At 68.2% G+C, this 22011-nt stretch carries 20 protein-coding genes; 8 read left to right on the top strand and 12 right to left on the bottom strand.

Annotated features, from left to right (window positions below; genetic code table 11):
- Positions 1-136: 136 nt before the first annotated feature.
- On the bottom strand, positions 137-775 hold the full coding sequence (bluB, locus tag MKK69_RS12090) for a 5,6-dimethylbenzimidazole synthase (protein WP_243968107.1): 639 nt from the start codon (positions 773-775) through the stop codon (positions 137-139).
- Between the two features lie 350 nt (positions 776-1125).
- On the opposite strand from bluB, the gene MKK69_RS12085 reads away from it, so the two are divergent.
- On the top strand, positions 1126-1500 hold the full coding sequence (locus MKK69_RS12085) for a DUF2794 domain-containing protein (protein WP_243968106.1): 375 nt from the start codon (positions 1126-1128) through the stop codon (positions 1498-1500).
- A 10-nt stretch (positions 1501-1510) separates the two neighbouring features.
- Here MKK69_RS12085 and MKK69_RS12080 read toward each other — a convergent pair whose 3' ends face one another.
- The 4 genes from MKK69_RS12080 to MKK69_RS12065 form a co-directional block, all read right to left on the bottom strand.
- Complete coding sequence (locus tag MKK69_RS12080; RefSeq protein WP_243968104.1) at positions 1511-2434, bottom strand: dihydrodipicolinate synthase family protein; 924 nt, start codon at positions 2432-2434, stop codon at positions 1511-1513.
- A gap of 69 nt (positions 2435-2503) precedes the next feature.
- Entirely contained in the window at positions 2504-3277 is a 774-nt protein-coding gene (locus MKK69_RS12075) for a Bax inhibitor-1/YccA family protein (RefSeq protein WP_243968102.1), read from the bottom strand.
- 539 nt (positions 3278-3816) lie between these two features.
- Complete coding sequence (locus tag MKK69_RS12070; RefSeq protein ID WP_243968101.1) at positions 3817-6393, bottom strand: ABC transporter permease; 2577 nt, start codon at positions 6391-6393, stop codon at positions 3817-3819.
- A 450-nt stretch (positions 6394-6843) separates the two neighbouring features.
- Complete coding sequence (locus MKK69_RS12065; RefSeq protein WP_243968100.1) at positions 6844-7545, bottom strand: ABC transporter ATP-binding protein; 702 nt, start codon at positions 7543-7545, stop codon at positions 6844-6846.
- Between the two features lie 189 nt (positions 7546-7734).
- Between MKK69_RS12065 and MKK69_RS12060 the strand changes: the two genes are divergently transcribed.
- The gene (locus MKK69_RS12060; protein WP_243968099.1) at positions 7735-8334 is read left to right on the top strand and encodes an arylesterase; all 600 of its coding nucleotides are present in this window, start codon (positions 7735-7737) and stop codon (positions 8332-8334) included.
- Entirely contained in the window at positions 8334-8873 is a 540-nt protein-coding gene (gene thpR / locus MKK69_RS12055) for an RNA 2',3'-cyclic phosphodiesterase (RefSeq protein ID WP_243968098.1), read from the top strand. The genes MKK69_RS12060 and thpR overlap by 1 nt, the downstream gene beginning before the upstream one ends.
- Positions 8874-8965: 92 nt before the next feature.
- On the opposite strand, the gene coaA is transcribed toward thpR, so the two are convergent.
- Positions 8966-9955, bottom strand: a complete 990-nt coding sequence (gene coaA, locus MKK69_RS12050) for a type I pantothenate kinase (protein ID WP_243968097.1) — start codon at positions 9953-9955, stop codon at positions 8966-8968.
- On the bottom strand, positions 9952-10275 hold the full coding sequence (locus MKK69_RS12045; protein ID WP_243968096.1) for a phosphoribosyl-ATP diphosphatase: 324 nt from the start codon (positions 10273-10275) through the stop codon (positions 9952-9954). Before MKK69_RS12045 ends, coaA begins: the two co-directional genes overlap by 4 nt.
- 1379 nt (positions 10276-11654) lie before the next feature.
- Here MKK69_RS12045 and MKK69_RS12040 point away from each other — a divergent pair.
- Entirely contained in the window at positions 11655-12008 is a 354-nt protein-coding gene (locus tag MKK69_RS12040; protein WP_243968095.1) for a hypothetical protein, read from the top strand.
- Between the two features lie 49 nt (positions 12009-12057).
- On the opposite strand, the gene MKK69_RS12035 is transcribed toward MKK69_RS12040, so the two are convergent.
- Positions 12058-12228: a hypothetical protein gene (locus MKK69_RS12035; protein ID WP_243968094.1), complete on the bottom strand. Its 171-nt coding sequence runs from the start codon at positions 12226-12228 to the stop codon at positions 12058-12060.
- Between the two features lie 182 nt (positions 12229-12410).
- A complete protein-coding gene (locus MKK69_RS12030) occupies positions 12411-13358 on the bottom strand; it encodes an aspartate carbamoyltransferase catalytic subunit (protein ID WP_243968127.1) in 948 nt (315 codons plus the stop codon).
- Positions 13359-14028: 670 nt separating this feature from the next.
- On the opposite strand from MKK69_RS12030, the gene MKK69_RS12025 reads away from it, so the two are divergent.
- Entirely contained in the window at positions 14029-14889 is an 861-nt protein-coding gene (locus MKK69_RS12025) for a cytochrome b/b6 domain-containing protein (protein ID WP_243968092.1), read from the top strand.
- Entirely contained in the window at positions 14886-15860 is a 975-nt protein-coding gene (locus MKK69_RS12020) for a molybdopterin-dependent oxidoreductase (protein WP_243968090.1), read from the top strand. The genes MKK69_RS12025 and MKK69_RS12020 overlap by 4 nt, the downstream gene beginning before the upstream one ends.
- Before the next feature lie 4 nt (positions 15861-15864).
- Here the strand turns inward: MKK69_RS12020 and MKK69_RS12015 are convergent, their stop codons facing one another.
- Both MKK69_RS12015 and MKK69_RS12010 read right to left on the bottom strand, forming a co-directional pair.
- Positions 15865-16158: a BrnA antitoxin family protein gene (locus MKK69_RS12015; RefSeq protein ID WP_243968089.1), complete on the bottom strand. Its 294-nt coding sequence runs from the start codon at positions 16156-16158 to the stop codon at positions 15865-15867.
- 7 nt (positions 16159-16165) lie between these two features.
- On the bottom strand, positions 16166-16438 hold the full coding sequence (locus MKK69_RS12010; protein ID WP_243968088.1) for a BrnT family toxin: 273 nt from the start codon (positions 16436-16438) through the stop codon (positions 16166-16168).
- Between the two features lie 207 nt (positions 16439-16645).
- Between MKK69_RS12010 and topA the strand changes: the two genes are divergently transcribed.
- Positions 16646-19375: a type I DNA topoisomerase gene (gene topA / locus MKK69_RS12005; RefSeq protein WP_243968087.1), complete on the top strand. Its 2730-nt coding sequence runs from the start codon at positions 16646-16648 to the stop codon at positions 19373-19375.
- A 20-nt stretch (positions 19376-19395) separates the two neighbouring features.
- On the opposite strand, the gene MKK69_RS12000 is transcribed toward topA, so the two are convergent.
- On the bottom strand, positions 19396-19605 hold the full coding sequence (locus MKK69_RS12000) for a hypothetical protein (RefSeq protein ID WP_243968125.1): 210 nt from the start codon (positions 19603-19605) through the stop codon (positions 19396-19398).
- A gap of 339 nt (positions 19606-19944) precedes the next feature.
- Between MKK69_RS12000 and parE the strand changes: the two genes are divergently transcribed.
- Positions 19945-22011, top strand: coding sequence for a DNA topoisomerase IV subunit B (parE, locus tag MKK69_RS11995; RefSeq protein ID WP_243968086.1), 2067 nt, complete (start codon positions 19945-19947; stop codon positions 22009-22011).

Genomic DNA, 22011 nt, shown 5'->3' with positions numbered 1-22011 from the left:
GGCCGAGCTTGCCGTTCCAGGAAAAGCTATGGTTGATGCGGGACTGCGCCCCGAAACCCGCGCTCACGGTAAAGCAGCAACGTAAATCGTCCGGTGACGGGACGGGCAAGACTTCCCGTCTGGCCGGTGCGTCGGCTCAGCGCTCGAACAGGATGCGGCCCCGGGCGTCCTCGGCTTGCCAGCCGTGGCGCTCCAATTCCGGGTCGCGATGCTCCTCCACCGGATGGCCGACGCACAGATAGGCGACGAGCCGCCACGTGTCCGGCACCGCCAGGATCGCCGTCACGGAAGCGGGGTCCAGGATCGAGACCCAGCCGACGCCGAGCCCCCGCGCCCGGGCGGCCAGCCAGAAGCACTGCACCGCCCCGACCACCGAATAGGCCAGGGTCTCCGGCATGCTGGCCCGGCCGAGGCCGAGGCCGGTCTCGGTCGCCAGATCGCAGAAGGCCGCGAGATGCACCGGCGCCTCCCGCAGGCCGGCGAGCTTCAGGGCCCGGTACTCCGCCGCGCGCACGGCATCGTAGGCCGCCGCCGCCGCCGCATTGCAGCGGGTGAAGCTCTCGGTGACGGCCGCGCGGCGCCCGGGATCCGAGACCCGCACGAACCGCCAGGGCCGGCTGTTGCCGACGGAGGGGGCCCTGTGCGCCGCCGCCAGACAGGCCTGCAGCTGGTCCGCGCCGACCGGATCCGCGCGAAAACGGCGCACGTCCCGGCGCCACGCGAACAGCGCGTCGAGATCGTGCACGAAGGCGTCGTCGAAGGCGGGCGGCCCCATGATGGGCGTGGCATACCCGTATCCCGGAACGAACCGAAACGAAAAAAGGCCGCCCGGGTGGGCGGCCTGAAGTCTTGGGTCTCGAAACCTCGGAGTGCCGGGTCCTGGGATCCCGATCGGCGACCGATGGCTGGGGAGCTGGGTCGCGGGCGCCGGAGGGGCGGGGCTCGGCGAGGTTCAATCGATGTTGTGCCCGTGCAACGCGGCCCGCGAAAGGCGCGAATTGGGCGGAACCATGTTTTTTGTCGCTTGGGTGTGTCTTCGGCGACACGGGGTCTGCCGGACCACCCTTGCGGGCCGCTGCCGCGAGGCCCATCATTCGGCAAAGGACCGACGACGCGGGAGCGATGATGACCGAGAGGACGGGCGCCGGGCCGAGGCCCGACGAGGCGGCGGGACACGTCATCCCCTTTCCAGCCCGCGCGGCCCCTCTGCAGATCGCCTTCAACCGGGACGAGCTGCGCGTGATCTTCAACCTGTACGGCAGGCAGGTCGCGGCCGGCGAGTGGCGCGACTATGCCCTCGACTTCCGCCCCGACAAGGCAGTGTTCTCGATCTACCGCCGCGCTTCCGAGATGCCGCTCTACCGGATCGAGAAGGACCCGCGGCTCACCCGCCGTCAGGGCGCCTACGCGGTGATCGCGGCGAGCGGCCAGATCCTGAAGCGTGGGACCGAACTCGCCCGGGTGATCGCCGTTCTGGAGCCGGCGTCCCGGGCGGTCTGACCGAATTGCGTCAGGCCAGGCTCATCCGGCGGAGGGTCGCGGCGATCTCGGCCCGGACCTCCGGCGGCAGCGGCCGGATCGGGCGCGGCGGCTCGGCGCGGCAGAGGCCGAGGAGATCGGCCAGGACGTAGACGACGCGCAGGCTGGTATGCGCCCGGAACAGCGCCCAGAGCGGTTCGAGCTCCGCGTTCAGGGCGCGGGCCCGCGCCGCGTCGCCCGCCTCGACAGCCCGGACGATCGCCAGGCAGGTCCGGGGGAACAGGCCGCCCGCCACGCTGAACCACGCGGTGCCGCCGGCGATCAGCGACTCGGTCACGTTCCAGTCGCCGCTGAATCCGATGGGAAAACCCGCCGGGACCGCGCTGCGCAGGGCCGTGAGGCCGGTCGCAGCGGCGGCCGGCTCGGGTGCCGGGCACTTGGCGGCCACCACTCCGGACAGGCGCGCGATCCGGCCGATCAGGTCCGGTGAGAAACGGAAATGCGTGGTGGCCGGATTGTCGTAGATGACGAGGGGCAGGCCGCCCTCCCCCGCCACGGCCGCGAAATGCGCGAAAACCTCGTCGTCCGTCAGGGGCGTGTAGGAGACGGGGGCGAGCAGACCTGCCGCTGCGCCGGCCGCGCGCGCATCCTGCGCCAGTTGGATCGCCTCGTCGGTGCGCAGCGCGCCGATCCCGACCAGGAGCGGCACGCGATCGCCCACGGCCTCGGCGGCGATGGTCACCGCCCGGCGACGCTCCGCGCGGGTCAGATAGGCGTATGTCCCGGTGCTGCCCAGCAGGCCGATCGAACCGACGCCGGCCGCCGCCAGGGGCTCCAGCAGCCGGCGCAGGCCCACGGCGTCGACGTGGCCGGCAGCGTCGCTCGGGGTGATCGGGAAGGCCGAGAGGCCGGAGAGTTTTTCGCGCATGACGGAGAGATAGCGGGATCCCGCCATCCGGGCGCGCAAAAAGAAACCCCGGCGGTTTCCCGCCGGGGTTTCCTCCATCCGCGGTTCTGGTGAGGCTTAGCGACGGTCGCCGATCAGGCTCAGCAGGAACTGGAACATGTTGATGAAATCGAGATAGAGGGTCAGGGCGCCGTTGACCGACATCTTGGCCGCCATCTCACCGTCGAAGCCGCCGTAGAGATACATCTCCTTGAGCTTCTGCGTGTCGTAGGCGGTCAGCCCCGCGAAGATCAGCACGCCCAGCACCGAGACGGCGAACTGGAGGGCCGAGGACGCGAAGAAGATGTTCACCAGCGACGCCAGGATGATGCCAATCAGGCCCATCATCAGGAACGAGCCCATCCCCGAGAGGCTGCGCTTGGTGGTGTAGCCCCAGAGGCTGAGCGAGCCGAAGGCCGCCGCCGTGATGAAGAACACCTGAACGACGCTTCCCCCGGTGAAGACCAGGAGCAGCGAGGACATCGAAGCGCCCATCACCGCCGCGAAACCCCAGAACATCGTCCGGGCCGAGGAGGCCGACATCCGGTCCATCTTCATCGAGAAGACGAAGATGAAGGCCAGGGGGGCGAGCATCAGGACCCACTTGAGCGGGCTCTGGTAGAGGGTCTGGCCGAACGGGGTCAGGATCGGGCGCGTGCCCTGATAGGCAGCGACCGAAGCCATGTTCAGGCCGAGGGCGACGAGACCGGAGATCCCGAGGCCCACGACCATGTTGTTGTAGACGCCGAGCATGAAGGCACGCAGGCCCTGGTCGACCTCGACCTGGGTACCGGCATAGCCGGCCGGCCGCTGTTGGGCGCCGTACCGGAAGGGGCTATTCTCGAATGCCATGGGAGTTTCCTTGCGGAGGCTCTCTCAGCGTGGTGTTTCGGGCGAGGCCCACGCAGGACCTCTGGCGCCGGACTGGCGCCTCGGACAGGAATATGTTGCGGCCGCGTCGCCGGCACAAGTGCCCGGCCACGGTTGCCGGACCGGTTTTCCGTGTCCGAACCATGTATTTTTGTCCATCTGGCCCGGGATTAAAATGCTTTCCGGCCCCGTGGCCGCGCGTTCGACTGCGGGTTGCCGCGCCCCCGTGATGAGGAAGGCTTCGCGCCAAGTCTTAACGGCTTCCTTATGCCACGCGCGAACACGGCCATCTCTGGTTGCCCGCGGTGATTCTCGCGCGGCACGACCACCGTGCGCAAGCGCGGCACGCGGCCTGTTCGCCCCGGAATCCCGGGTTTCCAAAGGGCTTCAGCCCTTAGGCGGGTTCTCAGGGCGGAGCCCTGAGGCGTTCTCCAGGGCTCTGCCCTGGACCCGCGAAAGGTCTCGACCCTTCGAAACCATGACGCGATGCGCACGACCGCGCACGTCCGTCGATCGGGCACTCAGATCTGCCGCAGATACGGCGCCGGCTTCTGCCCCAGGATCCGCCACGTGCCGAGGAGCCCGAGCAGGATCGCGAGCGCCACCGCGGCGAGCGCCGCCACCAGCGCCCCGGAGAGGTCCAGCCGGAAATCGAGGTGCATCACCTTGGCGACGATCACCCAGCCGGCGAGCGTCCCGGCGGCGAGGCCGAACAGGGCCGTGGCGAATCCCAGGGCCGCGTACTCGATCGCGTAGGCCGAGAGCAGGCGGGAGCGGCTCGCCCCCAGCACCTTGAGCACGACGGCGTCGTAGAGCCGCGCCCGGTGCCCGGCCGCGATGGCGCCGGCCAGCACGAACAGGCTCGCCAGGACCGCGACGGCGCTCGCCCCGCGGATCGCCAGGACCAGCCGGCCGACGAGGTCGCCGATCGCGTCGAGGGCGTCCTTCACCCGCACGGCGCTCACCGACGGGAAGGTTTTGGCGACATCGCGCAGGATGTGGCTCTCGGCCCCCGCATCGACGCCCCCGGGCAGCGTGAGCGTGGCGAGGTCCGAGTGCGGCGCCCCACGGAAGGTGCCGGGCGAGAACACCATCACGAAGTTGATGCCGAGGTTGCGCCACTCCACCCGGCGCAGGTTGAATATCGTCGCGGTGAGGTCGCGGCCGAGGACGTTGACGGTCACCGTGTCGCCGAGCTTGAGGCCGAGCTGGCGGGCGAGGTCGGTCTCGAAGGAGACGAGCGGCTTGGTGCCCTGCTCGGCGCTCCACCACGCGCCGTCGGTGAGGCTCGAACCCTCCGGCACCGTGTCGGCGTAGGTGATGCCCCGGTCACCGTCGAGCACCCAGGCGGCGTCCTCCGGCGGGCGGATCTTGCTCGCCGGCACGCCGTTCAGGGCGACGATGCGGCCGCGCATCATCGGCACATCCTCGATCTTCCCGTTCGGCGCCGCGCGGGCCAGGAACTCCCGGAACGCGCCGGCGTCGCGGGACGGGATGTCGAGGAAGAACAGGTTCGGCGCCCGGGCCGGCAGGGTCGCGCTGATCGTGCGGCGGACATTGGCGTCGATCAGGCTGAGAGTGACGAGCAGCGTCACCCCGAGCCCGAGCGACAGGACGATGGCGGGCGTCAGCGCCCCGGGGCGGTGGAGGTTGGCGAGCGCCATCCGGGGCGCGGGCCAGCGCGGATGCGGCAGGCGGCGGGCCGCCGCCATCAGGCCGAGCGCCACGACGTGCAGCAGGCCGAAGGCGATGGCGGCGGCCGCGATGAAGATCAGCGCCACGCGCCGGTCGAAGGCGGTCGCCACCGACAGGCCAACCAGGGCCGCGAGACTCAGGCCCAGCCAGATCCGGTAGCGCCAGCGCGTGCGCACCCGGGCCGGGTCGACCGTATCGCGGAACAGGCCCGAGACCGGCACATCGTGGGCGCGGCCCAGAGGTGTGATCGCGAAGGCGAAGGCGGTGATCAGCCCATAGGCGGCAGCGAGGGCCAGCTCCCCCGGGGCGAGGGTCGGGTTGAGCGGCAGCGGCAGGTCGGCGGAGAACAGCGCGTCGAGGAGGAAGGGCAGGCTCGCGCCGATGACAAGGCCGATCAGCGTGCCGAGGCCGGCGATCAGCATCACCTGGGTCAGGTAGAGGGCGACCACCTGCGAGCCTGGGGCGCCGACGCTCTTGAGGGTCGCGATCGAGGGGCGCTTGCGCTCCACGAAGGCGTGCACGGCGTTGCCGACGCCGACGCCGCCAACGATCAGCGCGGTGAGCCCCACCAGGGTCAGGAACTGGGTGAACCGTTCGATGCTCTTGGAAAAGCGCGGGTCGGCATTGGTGCGGGACCGGATCTCCCATCCCGCCTCCAACGTCGCCGCACGGATCCGGCCCTGCGCGGCGTCAAGGTCAGCATCCGACGCGCCGGGGGGCAGGAGAATCCGGTAGCTCCAGCGGTTGAGGCTGCCGGGCTGCACGAGGCCGGTGGCACGCAGTGTCGGCTCCGCAATCATCAGCCGCGGCCCGAAGCCGATACCGCCGGCGATCTTGTCCGGCTCGGACACGATGGTGCCGCGGATCGTGACCGGATGACCGGCCAGCGCGATCCGATCGCCGACCTTGACGGCGAGGCGCGTGAGCAGGGCCGAATCGGCGAGCGCCCCCGGCACGCCGTCCCGCTCGGCTAGCAGCTCTGCCAGCCGGCCCGGTGGATCGGTGACGAGCTCGCCCGCAGCCGGATAGGTGGCGGGGTCGACGGCCTTCAGTTCGACGAGGGCCGCGTCGCCGTTCGCCGCCGCCATGGCACGCAGGGAGGCGACCACGTCGAGGCGGCCCTCCCGCGCCAGGGCCTGCCGCTCCGAGTCGGTCGCCTCGCGGTTGATGAGGTTGTAGGCGAGATCGCCCCCGAGGATCCGGCGGCCCTCCCGGCCGAGACCGTCCGAGAGCGAGCGCGAGATCGAGGCGACCCCGGCGATCGCCGCGACGCCGAGGGCGATGCAGGCGAGGAACACCCCAAACCCGCTGAGGCCACCGCGCGATTCGCGCAAGGCCAGGCGCAGGGTGAGCGGGATGCGGCGGGGATTGTTGGGCTGGGGACGGGAAAGGGTACCGTGCATGGCGCTATACCGAGCCGGGATGCCGCGCACCCCCTCCCCCCTCTGCGGGGGAGGGAAGCCCCCGAAGGGAGTGGGGCTGGGACTTCGTCTCGGCCCCACTTTTGCTGATGCAGAGGGTGCCCACTAGACCCCCCTCCTCCGTAGAGGCGAATGGATCAACATACCGCGGGCGGGGCTGCAGCCGCAGAACGAAACGCCGGTCCCCTCTCCCGTGCGGGAGAGGGACAGGGTGAGGGACGAGAACTCTCAGAACGTCGCGCGACCCGTCGGCGCATCGATCCCGTGATTGATCCTGAAATTTCTCGTCCCTCACCCCAACCCTCTCCCGCACGGGAGAGGGGGCGCGTCGCGCTCCGCCGCCAGCGTCAGTGCCGAATCCAGAGATCTGAATATCGTTGCGTGCAGAGGGGGGAGGGAATGCGCACAGACCGTCGCGCTCGAATGCCGCCATCACGCCGCCACCGCCTCCTCGATCCGCCCCGAGCGCAGGCGCACGGTGCGGTCGCACAGGCGGGCGAGGCCATTGTCGTGGGTGACCAGAACCAGCGTCGCGCCACGGTCACGCTTCAGCCGGAACAGGAGATCGACGATCTGGCGGCCGGTGGATTCGTCGAGGTTGCCCGTGGGCTCGTCGGCCACCAGGATCGCCGGATCGGGGGCGATCGCCCGGGCGATGGCCACGCGCTGCTGCTCGCCGCCGGAGAGCTGCGCCGGGTAATGGTGCAGCCGGTGCCCGAGGCCGACCGCCTCCAGCTCGGCGCGGGCCCGGTCCAGGGCGCCGGGCCGGTCGGCGAGTTCGAGCGGCAGCGCCACGTTCTCCAGGGCCGTCATGGTCGGCACGAGGTGGAAGGCCTGGAACACGATGCCGATGCGCCGGCCCCGGAAGCGGGCGAGCCCGTCCTCGTCGAGGCGGACGAGGTCGGTCTCCTCGATGATCACGCCGCCGGAATCCGGCCGCTCGAGGCCGGCCATCACCATCAGCAGCGTCGATTTGCCCGAGCCGGACGGGCCGACGAGACCCACCGCCTCGCCGCGGCCGACGGTCAGCGAGATGCCGCGCAGGACATGGACCCGGGCAGCGCCCCGGCCCAGGCTGAGATCGATGTCGGACAGCGCGATCGCCGGCTCGCGGAGCACCTTGCCTTGGCTCACGGGCGAGCCGATCTGTGGGCGATGACGAGCATGGCGCGCGAGGTCCTCGGTTGGCTTCGATCTTGGCTGCACGGGCCGCGGGTGCACCGCGATATGGGTTCCGCATTGGGGCCACGCCATGACGGCGCCGCTGTGTTCCGCCGCACACCCCTGTTTGCCGCAGCGCTAGCCCTCGTGATGGTCCCTTTCATGACAGCCCCCCGGGCGGCCCCGGGCGGACCGGTCAGGCTCGTCGCCCTCGGCGACAGCCTCACCGCCGGTTACAGGCTGCCGGCCGACGCCGCCTTCCCCACCGTGCTGGAGCGCCTGCTCAAGGCCGGGGGCGCAAACGTGACCGTGGCCAATGCCGGGGTCTCCGGCGACACCACCACCGGCGGACTCGACCGCGTCGACTGGTCGGTGCCGGACGGGACCGCCGGGGTGATCCTCGAACTCGGCGCCAACGACATGCTGCGCGGCACCGATCCGAAGGTGACCGAGGCGGCTCTGGCGGCGATCATCGAGCGGCTGAAGGCGCGGGGGATCCCGGTGCTGCTCGCCGGGATGCAGGCCGCGCCCAATCTCGGGCCGGACTACAAGGCGCGGTTCGACGCGATCTACCCGATGCTCGCCAAGCGCTACGACCTGACCCTCTACCCGTTCTTCCTGAATGGTATCATCGGCGACCCGGCGCAGCACCTTGACGACGGGCTCCACCCGAACCGCCAGGGGGTCGAGACGATCGCGGCGCACATCCTGCCCACGGTGGAGAACTTTTTGGGGGGCCTCCGGCAGGGGGCGTCGCGGTAGTGCCGCGCCTGTTCACCGGCCTCGCCGTGCCGCAAGCGGTCGCCGAGGCGCTGAAGGTCCATCAGGGCGGCCTGCCCGGCGCCCGCTGGATCGCCCCGGGCGACTTCCACGTGACCCTGCGCTTCATCGGCGATGTCGAATCGACGGTGGCCGAGGAGGTCCTGGAGGCGCTCTCCGAGATGCGGGCGCGCCCTCCCCTCACGGTGACGCTCGCCGGCCTCGGCCTGTTCGGCGGCGACAAGCCGCGGGCGCTCTACGCCGCGGTGAGCCCGGATGCGGCGCTGACCGATCTCCAGGCCGAGCAGGAGCGTCTGGTCCGGCGGGCTGGCGTCGAACCGGAACGGCGCAAGTTCACCCCGCACGTGACCCTGGCGCGGCTCCGGCGCGACGCGAACCCGGAGGCAGCCGCGATGTACCTCTCGCAGGCGCCGGTCTTCGCACCGCTGACGTTCGCGGTGGACCGGGTGACGCTGTTCTCGGCGCGGGACTCGACCGGGGGCGGGCCGTATGTGGCGGAGGCGGAATTTCCGTTCGCGTAGGTGGCAAGGTCCGTATCTGCCAAGCACCTTCCCTCCCCCCTCTGCGGGGGAGGGAGAGAAGCGGGGCCGGAGCGGCCTGTTCTCGGATCGACCTACAGCCGCCGCAGGGCCACGCTCTCGATCCGGTGGCTGGCACCCTTGGTAAGGATCAGGCTCGCCCGCTGGCGCGTGGGCAGAATATTCTCGCGCAGGTTCAGCAGGTTGATCGTCGTCCAGAGCCGGTCGGCGATGTCCAGCGCCTCGGCCTCCGGGATTCCGGCATACTTGCGAAAATACGAGCGCGGATCGCGGAACGCGGTCTGGCGCAGCTTCATGAACCGGGTGACGTACCAGCGATGCAGGTCGTCCTCGTGGCCGTCGAGATAGATCGAGAAGTCGAAGAAGTCGGACACGAACGGGATCGCGGTGCCGTCCCGGGGCAGGCGCGCGGGCTGGAGCACGTTCAGCCCCTCGACGATCAGGATGTCGGGGCTCTCCACCACCCGCTCCTCCCCGGGCACCCGGTCGTAGACGAGATGCGAGTAGAGCGGCGCGGTCACGCGCTTGTGGCCGGCCTTCACGTCGTGGAGGAAGCGCAGCAGGGCGGCGGTGTCGTAGCTCTCGGGAAAACCCTTGCGCTCCATCAGGCCGTTGGCGGCGAGCGCGGCATTGGGCAGCAGGAAGCCGTCGGTGGTGACGAGATCGACCTTCGGCGTGTTCGGCCAGCGCGCCAGCAGGGCGGCCAGGATGCGGGCCGTGGTGGACTTCCCCACCGCCACCGAGCCGGCGAGCCCGATGATGTAGGGGGCCTTTGTCTCGCGCTCGGCCAGCAGGAAGCGCTGCGTCGCCTTGAACAGGCCCTGCGTCGCCGCGACGTAGAGGGCGAGGAGGCGCGACAGCGGCAGGTAGATCGCCTCCACCTCCTCCACCGAGATCGGGTCGTTGATCGATTGCAGCCGCTCGATATCCTCGGCTTTGAGGGTCAGCGGCGTGTCGGCGCGCAGCTGCGCCCATTCCTCCCGGCTGAAGCGGCGATAGGGCGAGAGCCGGTCCGACGCTTCGAGGATCGCCTCGACCGAGCCCGGCAGCGCGGCCGCGTTCACGCGTGGCGCCTCGCGGCCTTCTCGGCGATTCCGCTCTGCGCCGTGCGGCGCTCCAGCTCGGCCATGACCGCCTCGAGTTCGACCCCGCCGGCCCGGAGCAGCACCAACAAGTGGTAGAGGACATCCGCGGCCTCGTTCATCAGGCCGGTCTTGTCGCCCTGCACGGCGGCGATAGCCGCCTCCACCGCCTCCTCGCCGAGTTTCTTGGCCGCCTTGGCGGGCCCTTCGGACAGGAGCTTGGCCGTGTAGGAGGTGGCCGGATCGGTTCCGGCGCGGCTCGCCACAAGGGCGGCGAGGTCGGCGAGCGTGTAGGCGGTCATGAAGCGATCTGCAGGTTGGCTCGGTCCGTTCTATAGGGATTGGGACCGGAATTCGGCAGGAAATTGCGCCACGACCGCGTCGGGGGCAAGCGGTGCGGGTGAATGCAGCTGCGCTTTGTCCGGCTCTTGATGTGACGGATCCCTGGGAGCTTTGCCGCAACCAGCCTCGGCGTACGGTCGGGGGCGGTTGCGACTCCCGTTAGGATCATCCTTCCCATCGTCCGATGCGGGATCGACAGTGACCGGAAGCTCCGACAGTCGAGCGTTTCGACGCCGGATCATGCAGGACGCGTCGGCGGCGAGGGGTGACGGTCGAAGGCGCGGCCCTTCGAGGTGGTGGGATCGGGTCGCGATCGGAACGGTTCACTGAGCGGATCCTATGTCTCCGCTTGATGCCGAGGCCTCGAAAAATCGTCGCTTTCCCCTATCCGCAAGGGGGAGGAGCGCGCGCCCCGTCGTGCCGGGATCGCTGTGCCGAACATTGTAAAAGAGCTGGGTCGAAGGCGTTATAAAGCGTCCATGGGGCGATACGCATGGCGGTCGCGCGTCAGACGGGAATCTGTATGGCGAACGAAATTCATACACCACGACAAACGAGCAGATTTTGAGCGTTAAATTGAAAGGCGGCACAGTAATTCTCAGAAAATTTCTCCAACATACCTTGGACATAGATTGATTATTTGTCGTAGCAAGAAATTGATGATTTATGAGATTTCACTGCATGTAAACTAAAAATGAACTTTCAAGAAAATATTGAGCCTGCCATGGGCCGGCTGAATACAAATCGGCCATCATTCTGTCCATCATAGATTAAATTTTCGATTTTGGGATGTCTAATAATGAGACATCTTTGAGAAATAGAAATTCGCAACGGTGTCTTCCGTGACTTAATTTGAAGTTGTTCTGGACCGCTGGCTGCCACGTCTTTGAAGCACTGGCCGTGCCGAGAGTTCTGTGTCAGAAGACCAATGCCCTGGTTGTCCGGTCTTGAACGACGAGCGAAGGCTAAGTTCGGGGAAAGGTCGCATGCCGAGCTGAAGCAGAAGACGTTTCGATGGCCACGTCAGATGATTGGGCTTCCAAACCTGTGTTATGCAAGTGAAGGATGATCAATCGCTGGGCCGACAGATGTCTCGGCATCGATCGTCGCGCAAGGATGCTCCAACGAGCGCGGTCGCAACAGCGATCCTCTGTGGCGCCTCGGTCATTCTGCCGAAGAGAACGCGCGTCGTTATCCTCGGACGTCGACCTTTAAGTCTGGCGCTGTAATACACAAGTCCAGGATCGAGTGAATGGCCAGTGCTGTCAAATAAAAAGCCCCTCTCGACATAGCTAAATCGATGATTTTAATTAACAGGAAAATATAAGGCCGATAACCGATGACTGGTGTGCATGAAGAATTTTCTTTGTCGACACACGGCGACAGCAAGTCGTCACTAAGTGCATTGTTGATAGACTTTGCTTTAAGAAAATCATTTGCCCTACAGCATAAATTGTCCGATCCTGTCCTGCTTATGGAGGGAATGTCTGGGAAAAAATATAGGATCTTTATAAACAATCTGCTGTCTTCGCTGCCTGATGCCCGTTATCTCGAAATCGGCACCTGGGCTGGGTCCACGGTTTGCGCGGCGATGTATGGGAACAAGGCGAAAGTTACCTGCGTCGACAATTGGTCGCTGTTCGGGGGGGCCTCGCGACCTTTTCATGCAGAATGTCAACTTGTACAAGAATGACAATATAGATTTTCGATTTATCGAGGCCGACTTCAGAAAAATAGACTATTCAGCTATCGGAAAATTCAATATCTATTTTTTCGATGGACCTCATAGCGCCGAGGATCAGCGCGACGGGCTGCTTCTCGCCATGCCATCCTTCGATGACGAAATAAGCTTCATCGTTGACGATTGGAATTTTGAGCAAGTCCGCACTGGAACGATCGCGGGTCTTAATCAATCCGGGCTGAATCTTTCTTATATGGTTGAAATTAGATCGACACAAGATGGAAATCATCCAGTGCAATCGAAATTTCAATATAGCGATTGGCACAACGGGTATTTCATATGCGTTCTCAGTAAGCGGTAGACGCTTGTCGGATCTCGCGCCGGATTTCGGATCTGGCGCGCGACGACGGCCTATTACTCGTTCGGCAGGTGCCGGGCCAGCGCCTCCAGCACGGCCATGCGGACGGCCACGCCCATCTCGACCTGCTCGCGGATCAGCGACTGCGCCCCGTCGGCGATCTCGGAGGAGATCTCGACGCCGCGGTTCATCGGCCCCGGATGCATCACCAGGGCGTCGGGCTTGGCCAGCGCCAGCTTCTCGCCGTCGAGGCCGAAATACCGGAAATACTCCTTCACGGAGGGGACGAACGAGCCGTTCATGCGCTCGCGCTGCAGCCGCAGCATCATCACGATGTCGCAGCCGACGAGGCCTTTCCGCATATCGGTGAAGGTCTCGACGCCGAAGCGCTCGATCCCAGCCGGTAGCAGCGTCGAGGGGGCGATCAGGCGGACCCGCGCGCCCATCGCCTGGAGCAGGATGATGTTCGAACGCGCCACCCGCGAGTGCAGCACGTCCCCGCAGATCGCCACCTGAAGGCCCTCGATCCGGCCCTTGTTGCGCCGGATGGTCAGCGCGTCGAGGAGCGCCTGGGTCGGGTGCTCGTGCGCCCCGTCGCCGGCATTGACCACCGCGCAATCGACCTTGCGGGCGAGCAGATGCACGGCACCGGCCGATTCGTGGCGGACCACGATGATGTCGGGCCGCATGGCGTTCAGCGTCGCGGCGGTGTCGATCAGGGTCTCGCCCTTCTTCACCGAGGACGAGGCCACCGACATATTCATCACGTCGGCGCCGAGCCGCTTGCCGGCGAGCTCGAAGGAGGATTGCGTCCGCGTCGAGGGCTCGAAGAACAGGTTGATCTGCGTGCGGCCCCGGAGCGTCGCGCGCTTCTTCTCGACCTGCCGCGAGATGTCGACGGCGGAATCGGCGGCGTCGAGCAGAACCTCGATGTCGGGCCGGGTCAGGCCCTCGATGCCGAGGAGGTGCCGGTGCGGGAAGGGCGCGGGCGGAGGCGTCGTCATCATGATGAGGCCCGGGTGTAGGTGCGGCGCGCTCCGCGGGCAAGGCTGCGATGGTCAGACATGTCGGTAAAGGCCGAAGCGGGTTCTGCTCCCACGCGGGCTATGACCTGCACAGGTTGGAGGTTTCTGCCGGCTCGTCCGGTCACTCGGAGGGGCGGTCCCGGCATCCCGCGCGCCCTCCCTCCCCCCGCTGCGGGGGAGGGTGGCCCCTGCGTCAGCAGGGGTCGGGAGAGGGGAACCCGGGTTCAGAATATGGCAGCGACCGGCATGAAGGCTTGCGTCCTAACCGGCAGCGTTGCTCCCCTCTCCCGACCCCCTTCGGGAGCCACCCTCCCCCGCAGAGGGGGGAGGGAGACGCGCGTGTGTCCGGCCGCCTCCAATGAAGATATGTGAATATCGTAGCCCGCACGGGAGAGGGGGGCCTGTTGCGCCCTGCCGCCAGCGTCGGTGCCGGATTGAGATGTGTGATCGCCCCTGCGGGGTGGGGCGGGCGCGGGTGAGTCGCTGGTTCTCACCCGTTCGCGTGTGACGCTGGTCGCTCGGCGAGGCGAACCGCCTGCGGCGTTTTTTCCCGCGGATGGTAACCGGCGCAGCCTGCGCCACGTATTTGCCGGTACAGTCGGGATTCGGAGATGTCCCGGCCCCGCGACGCCAACCGGGATCCCGACACGTGGCCGCCTCCCCTACCCTTGAAGCCCCCGAGACCGTCGACCGCTCGGGGCGGCGCTGGTTCTACCGCCACCCGCTGGTGATCCGGCTGGCGCACTGGATCAACGCCGCGGTGCTGCTCGTGCTGCTGATGAGCGGCCTGCAGATCTTCAACGCCCACCCCGCCCTCTACTGGGGCGCGACCTCGACCTTCGACACGCCGGCGCTCGCCATCACCAGCGAGCAGGGACGTGACGGCACGAATCGCGGCGTGGTGACGGTCGGCTCCCACACCCTCGACACCACCGGCGTGCTCGGCCTGTCGAAGCAGGGCGGCACCGAAGTCGAGCGCGCCTTCCCATCCTGGGCGACCCTGCCGGCCGACCAGGACCTCGCCACGGGGCGGCGCTGGCACTTCCTGTTCGCGTGGCTCCTGGTGATCAACGGCGCGGTCTATCTTTTCTACGGACTGTTCAGCGGCCAGCTCCGCCGGCGCCTGATCCCGGAGAGCGACCAGATCCGCGATTTCGGCGGTTCCGTGAAGGAGCACCTGCTCCTGCGCTTCCCCGAGGGCACGGAGGCCAAGCGCTACAACGTCATCCAGAAGCTGACCTACCTCGTCCTGGTGCTCGGCCTGCTGCCCGCGATGGTGCTCGCCGGTCTTGCCATGTCGCCGGGGATGGATGCCGCCTGGCCCTGGCTCACCGAGCTGTTCGGCGGCCGGCAATCGGCGCGCAGCATCCACTTCATCGCGGCCGGGCTGATCGTGCTGTTCGTGGTGGTCCACGTGGTGCTCGTGATCGTCTCCGGCCTCGTCAACAACATGCGCGGCATGATCACCGGCTGGTTCAGCCTCGGCCGCGACCGGGAGACCGCCCGATGATCCTCCACCGCCGCAAGCTCCTCACCGCCGGCGCCGGCCTGCTGGGCACCGCGCTGCTGGGCGGCTGCGACAGGTTCGCCGGGACCGAGGAGGGGCAGCGCACCCTCAAGGTCGGCGAGGACGCGAACGCGTACGTCCAGCGCCTGCTGATGTCCCCCGCGACCCTGGCCCGGGAATTCCCGGCCGCGATGATCTCGCCCTGGTTCAAGCCGAACGGCACGATCGACCCGCCGGACCGCGCCTACCGCGCCCTGGCGGCGCAGACGTTTTCGGATTTCAAGCTCTCCGTCGACGGGCTCGTCCAGACGCCGCTGTCGCTGAGCCTCGCGGACCTGCGCGCCCTGCCCGCCCGCACCCAGATCACCCGCCACGATTGCGTCGAGGGCTGGAGCTGCATCGGGCAATGGTCGGGCGTGCCGCTCGCCGAGGTGCTGAAGAAGGCCGGGCTGAAGCCGCAGGCGCGCTACGCCGTGTTCCACTGCGCCGACACGCTGGAGGTCGAGGCCGGCCCCAAGGGCGGCGGCAAGGGGCGCGGCCAGGGCGCGTCCCTGTGGCGCCCGACCCATCCGGGGGCGGTCCGCGACGCGTACGTCCAGCTCGCCGCCGCCGACGATTGGGGCGGCGCGCCGACCGCCACCGATGCGCCGAAGACTGACGCCCCCACGGATGATTGGGGCCAGGGCAGCCCGGCCCCGGAGCCCGAGGAGACGGGGACACCGATCCGCTACTACGAGAGCATCGACCTCTACGACGCCTTCAACCCGCAGACGATCCTGGCCTACGACCTCAACGGCAAGCCGCTGCCGGTCTCGAACGGCGCGCCGCTGCGCCTGCGGGTCGAGCGCCAGCTCGGCTACAAGCAGGCCAAGTACGTGATGCGGGTGGAGATGGTGGAGTCCCTCGCCGAGATCGGCCAGGGCAGCGGCGGCTACTGGGAGGATCGCGGCTACGAGTGGTACGCGGGGATCTGACCGCTCAGCGCGGCGTCTCCCCGCGCTCGCGCTCGACCGCCGCCATCAGCACGGCGTTGACGCGGGCCTGCCATCCGGGCCCCATGGCGCGGAAATGCGCCACCACTTCCGGAAGAAGGCGGACCATGACTGGTTCGTCCGCCAGTCCAGGGATAAGGTCGGGCGGGCCGCGCCGCACGAAGCGGTCGCCGACATGGAAGTCGGCCCGCGCGAGCATCGCGTCCGTCAGTTCGGGAATCTCGTCGTATTCCTCCGGCGTGATCGCGTGCGCGTCCACCTTGGCGAGGTCGCTTTGCACCGGGACCTCAGCGGATGAGCGGTGCGTAGCGCTTCTGCTCCCTGACATTGGCTTTCCTCATCGAGAAAACGTGGTGGTCCTGCTCTCGCGGTGTCCAGATCACGATCGTCATGCGGCCGGCTAGGAAGCCGACCGTGACGAGTTGGACCTCGCCGTAATCCTGACGGACATCCTCGAACGTGAATGTCCGGCCCGCAAACACCAGTGCCGCATCCTCGAAGTCGAGCCCGCGTTCCACCAGGGTCCGACTGCGCTTGGCCGGATCGTAGGTGATCGCCATCGCGCACCGTTCATATAAGCCGTGCGCGGGGCTTACGACGAGTCCCTCGGGCGAGGCTTGCGTCACCCCCGCCATTTGACAACCCGTCCCCCGTAACCCACTTGTCCCCGGCGCGCGGCCCCGGCCCGACGGCGGGCAAACGTCCCACGCGAATTTCGAACAGAATTCGTCCGTCGCGCCAGGCTCCGTCGAGGGGCAGAGGTCTGAATGAAAGTCGTCGTCGTCGAGTCGCCGGCCAAAGCCAAGACGATCAATAAGTATCTCGGCCGCGACTATGAAGTCATCGCCTCCTTCGGGCATATCCGCGACCTGCCGGCCAAGGACGGCTCGGTCGATCCCGAGCAGGATTTCCACATGGTCTGGGAGCTGGCCGACCGGGGCGCCAGCCGCGTCAGCGAGATCGTCAAGGCGGTCAAGGGCGCCGACAAGCTGATCCTGGCGACCGACCCGGACCGCGAGGGCGAGGCGATCTCCTGGCACGTCCTGGAGGCATTGAACGCCCGCAAGGCGCTCAAGGGCATCCCGGTGGAGCGCGTCACCTTCAACGCCATCACCAAGTCGTCGGTCGAGGCGGCGATGCGCAAGCCCCGGGAGATCGACCAGGCGCTGGTCGACGCCTACCTGGCGCGCCGGGCGCTCGACTATCTCGTCGGCTTCAACCTCTCGCCGGTCCTGTGGCGCAAGCTCCCCGGCGCCCGCTCGGCGGGGCGCGTGCAGTCCGTGGCGCTCCGCCTCGTGGTCGAGCGCGAGATGGAGATTGAGCGGTTCAAGCCGCGCGAGTACTGGACGCTCATCGCCACCCTGACGACCGCGGCGGGCGGGACCTTCGAGGCCCGCCTCGTGGGGGCGGACGGCAAGCGCATCCAGCGTCTCGATGTCGGGACGGGCGAGGAGGCCGCGGCGTTCAAGCGCGACCTCGAACTCGCGACCTTCCAGGTGGCCAGCGTCGAAGCCAAGCCCGCCAAGCGCCACCCCCAGCCGCCCTTCACCACCTCCACGCTCCAGCAGGAAGCATCGCGGAAACTCGGGATGGCCCCGGCCCAGACCATGCGGGTCGCCCAGCGCCTCTACGAGGGGGTGGATGTCGGCGGCGAGACGGTCGGCATCATCACCTACATGCGGACCGACGGCGTCGACATGGCGCCGGAGGCGATCCAGGACACCCGCCGGGTCGTCGCCAAGGAGTTCGGCGACCGCTACGTGCCGGACGTGCCGCGCAAGTACAGCGTCAAGGCCAAGAACGCCCAGGAGGCCCACGAGGCCGTGCGGCCGACCGATATGGGCCGCCTGCCCAAGATGGTCGCGCGCCACCTCGAGTCCGAGCAGGCCAAGCTCTACGAGCTGATCTGGACCCGCACCATGGCGAGCCAGATGGAATCGGCCGAGCTGGAGCGCACCACCGTGGACGTCACGGCGAAGGTCGGCCCCCGTCAGATCGACCTGCGCGCCACCGGCCAGGTGGTGAAGTTCGACGGCTTCCTGGCCCTCTATCAGGAGGGCAAGGACGACGAGGAGGACGAGGAGAGCCGCCGCCTGCCGCCCATGAAGGCCGGCGACCCGCTGACCCGCGAGCGCATCGCCTCGACCCAGCATTTCACCGAGCCGCCGCCGCGCTACTCCGAGGCGAGCCTCGTGAAGCGCATGGAGGAACTCGGCATCGGCCGGCCCTCGACCTACGCGGCAGTGCTGCAGACCCTGCGCGACCGCGAGTACGTCAAGATCGAGAAGAAACGGCTGCAGCCGGAGGACAAGGGGCGGCTCGTCACGGGCTTCCTGGAGAGCTTCTTCCGGCGCTACGTCGAGTACGACTTCACCGCCGATCTGGAGGCGCAGCTCGACCGGGTCTCCAACGCCGAGATCGACTGGCGGGCGGTGCTGCGCGATTTCTGGCGCGATTTCTCCGCGGCGATCGGCGAGACCAAGGAGCTGCGCGTCACCGACGTGCTGGAGGCGCTGAACGGTCTCCTCGGCCCGCACATCTTCCCCGACAAGGGCGACGGCTCGAACCCGCGCACCTGCCCGACCTGCGGCGCCGGCCAGCTCTCGCTGAAGCTCGGCAAGTTCGGCGCCTTCATCGGCTGCTCGAACTATCCGGAGTGCAAGTACACCCGCCAGCTCTCGGCCTCGGGTGTCGATGGCGACGGCGACGGTTCGTCCGCCGAGGGTGGCCAGCCGGGCGTCCGGGTGCTGGGCAGCGATCCCGCGACCGGCCTGCCGGTGACGCTCCGCGACGGGCGGTTCGGCCCGTTCGTGCAGCTGGGCGAGGCTTCCACCGAGAAGGACGCTGCCAAGCCGAAGCGCTCGTCGCTGCCCAAGGGGCTTTCGCCGTCCGAGGTCGGCCTCGACAAGGCCCTGGCCCTGCTCGCCCTCCCCCGGGAGGTGGCGCGCCACCCCGAGACCGGTGAGCCGATCCTGGCCAATCTCGGCCGGTTCGGGCCCTACGTGCAGCACGGGAAGACCTACGCCAATCTCGGCAAGGACGACGACGTGCTGGAGATCGGCGGTAACCGCGCCATCGACCTGATCGTCGCCAAGGAGCAGGGCGGCGGCCGTGGCCGCCCGGCTGCCGATCCGGGTCGTCCCCTCGGCCAGGACGCGGCCAGCGGGCGCGACCTCGTGGTCAAGGCCGGCAAGTACGGCCCCTACGTCACGGACGGCGAGGTGAACGCCACGCTTCCGAAGACGATGGCGGCCGAGGCTCTGACCTTGGACGAGGCGATCGCCCTGGTGAATGCCAAGCGTGCCGCGGGGGGTGGCAAGCCGGCCAAGCGCGGATCGGCGCGGAAGACGTCCGCCCGGGCGACGGGCGGCGACAAGCCGGCGGCGAAGAAAACCGCCGCCAAGAAACCGGCTTCGGCCGCGGGGACGGCGAAGAGTGCAGCCGCGAAGCGTCCGGCGGCCAAGAAGGCGCCCGCGAAGAAATCGGGGACCGCCTGAGCCGGCGGGTCCGGCTCGGATCAGACGAGGTAGCTGAGGGTGGCCACCACCGCGGTCGCCAGAGTGGCCAGCGCCAGGGTCGTGGCGGTCACGAAGGCCCGGGCGGGCTGTACCCCGGCCGCCTCGTCCTCGCACCCGAAGGCGGCGCCGGCCGCGTGCTCGAAACGGATCAGGGTGAGGCGGCGGGACTCGATCGCGGCATTGGTCATCGACTGCGGCTCCCTGACCACGGTCAAGTTCTGTCTCCGCCAATAACGTCGACCATTTCGAACCGTTCCGGTGGCGATCTGCTGAGATTGATCGTGCGCGTCACGGGAAAACCTTAACCCATCATTGTGCAACGTCGCGATGACGGCCGGCGGCGCGTTCGGAAGCGCCGTTGCCGCTGTGCCCCTCGCTCGCGGCGCCGCAGCATGCGATGGTGACGCCGCGTCGCCCCCGGGGCGGCCGGCTTTGATGTTTCTGTTTTGTTCCGCTATCGTGCGGGGATGAAGGCGCATGCTCCACGACCGCATAACAGTCCGCGTGAGATCGAGCCGGCCGATGGGCCGCGCCCGCGGAGGCCGCGCGTGAGCGACCCGGCGCGCGACCTGTTGGGGCCGGGTGGGAAGGCGGCCACCCCCGCCGCCCGGTTGCCCGAGCCGCGACGGCGCCTGGCCGCCTCGGCCTCGGTGCCGGCCATCGCGGCGGCCGAGCCCGAGGCCGGCTACACGGCCTCCGACATCGAGGTGCTGGAGGGGCTGGAGCCGGTCCGGCGCCGGCCCGGCATGTATATCGGTGGCACCGACGAGCGGGCGCTGCACCACCTCTTCGCCGAGGTGATCGACAATTCCATGGATGAGGCGGTGGCTGGCCATGCCAGTTTCATCGAGGTGGAGCTGGAGGAATCCGGGATCCTGGTGGTCACCGACAACGGCCGCGGCATCCCGGTGGACCCGCACCCGAAATTTCCAGGCAAGTCCGCGCTCGAAGTCATCATGACGACGCTGCATGCCGGGGGTAAATTCGACTCGAAGGTCTACGAGACCTCCGGCGGTCTGCACGGCGTCGGCATTTCGGTGGTCAACGCCCTGTCGGATCTCCTGGAGGTCGAGGTCGCCCGCAATCAGACCCTCTACCGCCAGACCTTCTCGCGCGGCCACGCGCAGGGCGCGCTGGAGCTGGTCGGCCGGGTGCAGAACCGCCGCGGCACGCGGGTCCGCTTCCATCCCGACGCCCAGATCTTCGGCTCGCTGAAGTTCGATCCGCGCCGCCTGTTCAAGATGGCGCGCTCCAAGGCCTACCTGTTCGGCGGCGTCGAGATCCGCTGGCGCTGCGCCCCCGCCCTGCTCGAAGGGCTGGAGGGCGTGCCGGCCGAGGCCGTGCACCGCTTCCCCGACGGGTTGCGCGACTACCTGGCCCGAGACATCGACGGCAAGGACCTCGTCACCGACGCGATGTTCTCCGGCAAGATCACCAAACCGGGCTCGCACGGCTCCCTGGAATGGGCGGTGGCCTGGATGGTCGCCGAGGACGGGTTCTCGCATTCCTACTGCAACACCATCCCGACGCCCGAGGGTGGCACCCACGAGGCCGGCCTGCGGGTCGCTCTGCTGCGGGCCTTACGCGAGCACGCCGAGCGCGTGAACCAGGCCAAGCGCATGATGGCGGTCACCACCGACGACGTGATGGCGACCTGCGCGTCGATGCTGTCGGTGTTCATCCGCGAGCCCGAGTTCCAGGGCCAGACCAAGGACAAGCTCGCCACCGTCGAGGCGCAGCGCATCGTCGAGACGGCGGTGCGCGACGCCTTCGACCATTGGCTGGCCGCCTCCCCGGCCCAGGCCAACAAGCTCCTCGACTGGGTGATCGACCGGGCCGAGGAGCGTCTGCGCCGCCGCCAGGAGAAGGAGGTCGCCCGCAAGAGCGCGACCCGCAAGCTGCGGCTGCCCGGCAAGCTGGCGGATTGCTCGGCCGCCGGCACCGCGGGTTCCGAGATCTTCATCGTCGAGGGCGATTCCGCCGGCGGCTCGGCCAAGCAGGCCCGCGACCGGGCCACCCAGGCGATCCTGCCGCTGCGCGGCAAGATCCTGAACGTCGCCTCGGCCTCCCGGGACAAGCTCGGCGCCAACCAGCTGATCTCGGACCTGACCCTGGCGCTCGGCTGCGGGACCGGATCGGCCTTCCGCGAGACCGATCTGCGCTACGACAAGGTGATCATCATGACGGACGCCGACGTCGACGGCGCCCACATCGCCTCGCTGCTGATCACCTTCTTCTACCGGCAGATGCCCAAGCTCATCGACCGCGGCCACCTGTACCTGGCGATTCCGCCGCTCTACCGGCTCCAGCAGGGCTCGAAGGTGGCCTATGCAAGGGACGATGCCGACCGGGAGCGGATCACCAAGACGGTGTTCAAGGGCGGCAAGGTCGAGATCGGGCGCTTCAAGGGCCTGGGCGAGATGATGCCGGCCCAGCTCAAGGAGACCACCATGGACCCGAAGAAGCGCACGCTCCTGCGCGTCGCGATCCTCGACGAGGCTCGGGAATCGACGGGCGACACGGTCGAGCGCCTGATGGGCAACAAGCCCGAAGCCCGCTTCGCCTTCATCAGCGAGCGCGCCGCCTTCGCCGAGGGGGCCGATCTCGACATCTGA

The organism is Methylobacterium sp. J-026 (genome assembly GCF_022829585.1).
GTDB lineage: Bacteria > Pseudomonadota > Alphaproteobacteria > Rhizobiales > Beijerinckiaceae > Methylobacterium.
The sequence above is the reverse complement of the archived record's forward strand: the minus strand, read 5'-3'. Positions and strand labels throughout refer to the sequence as shown.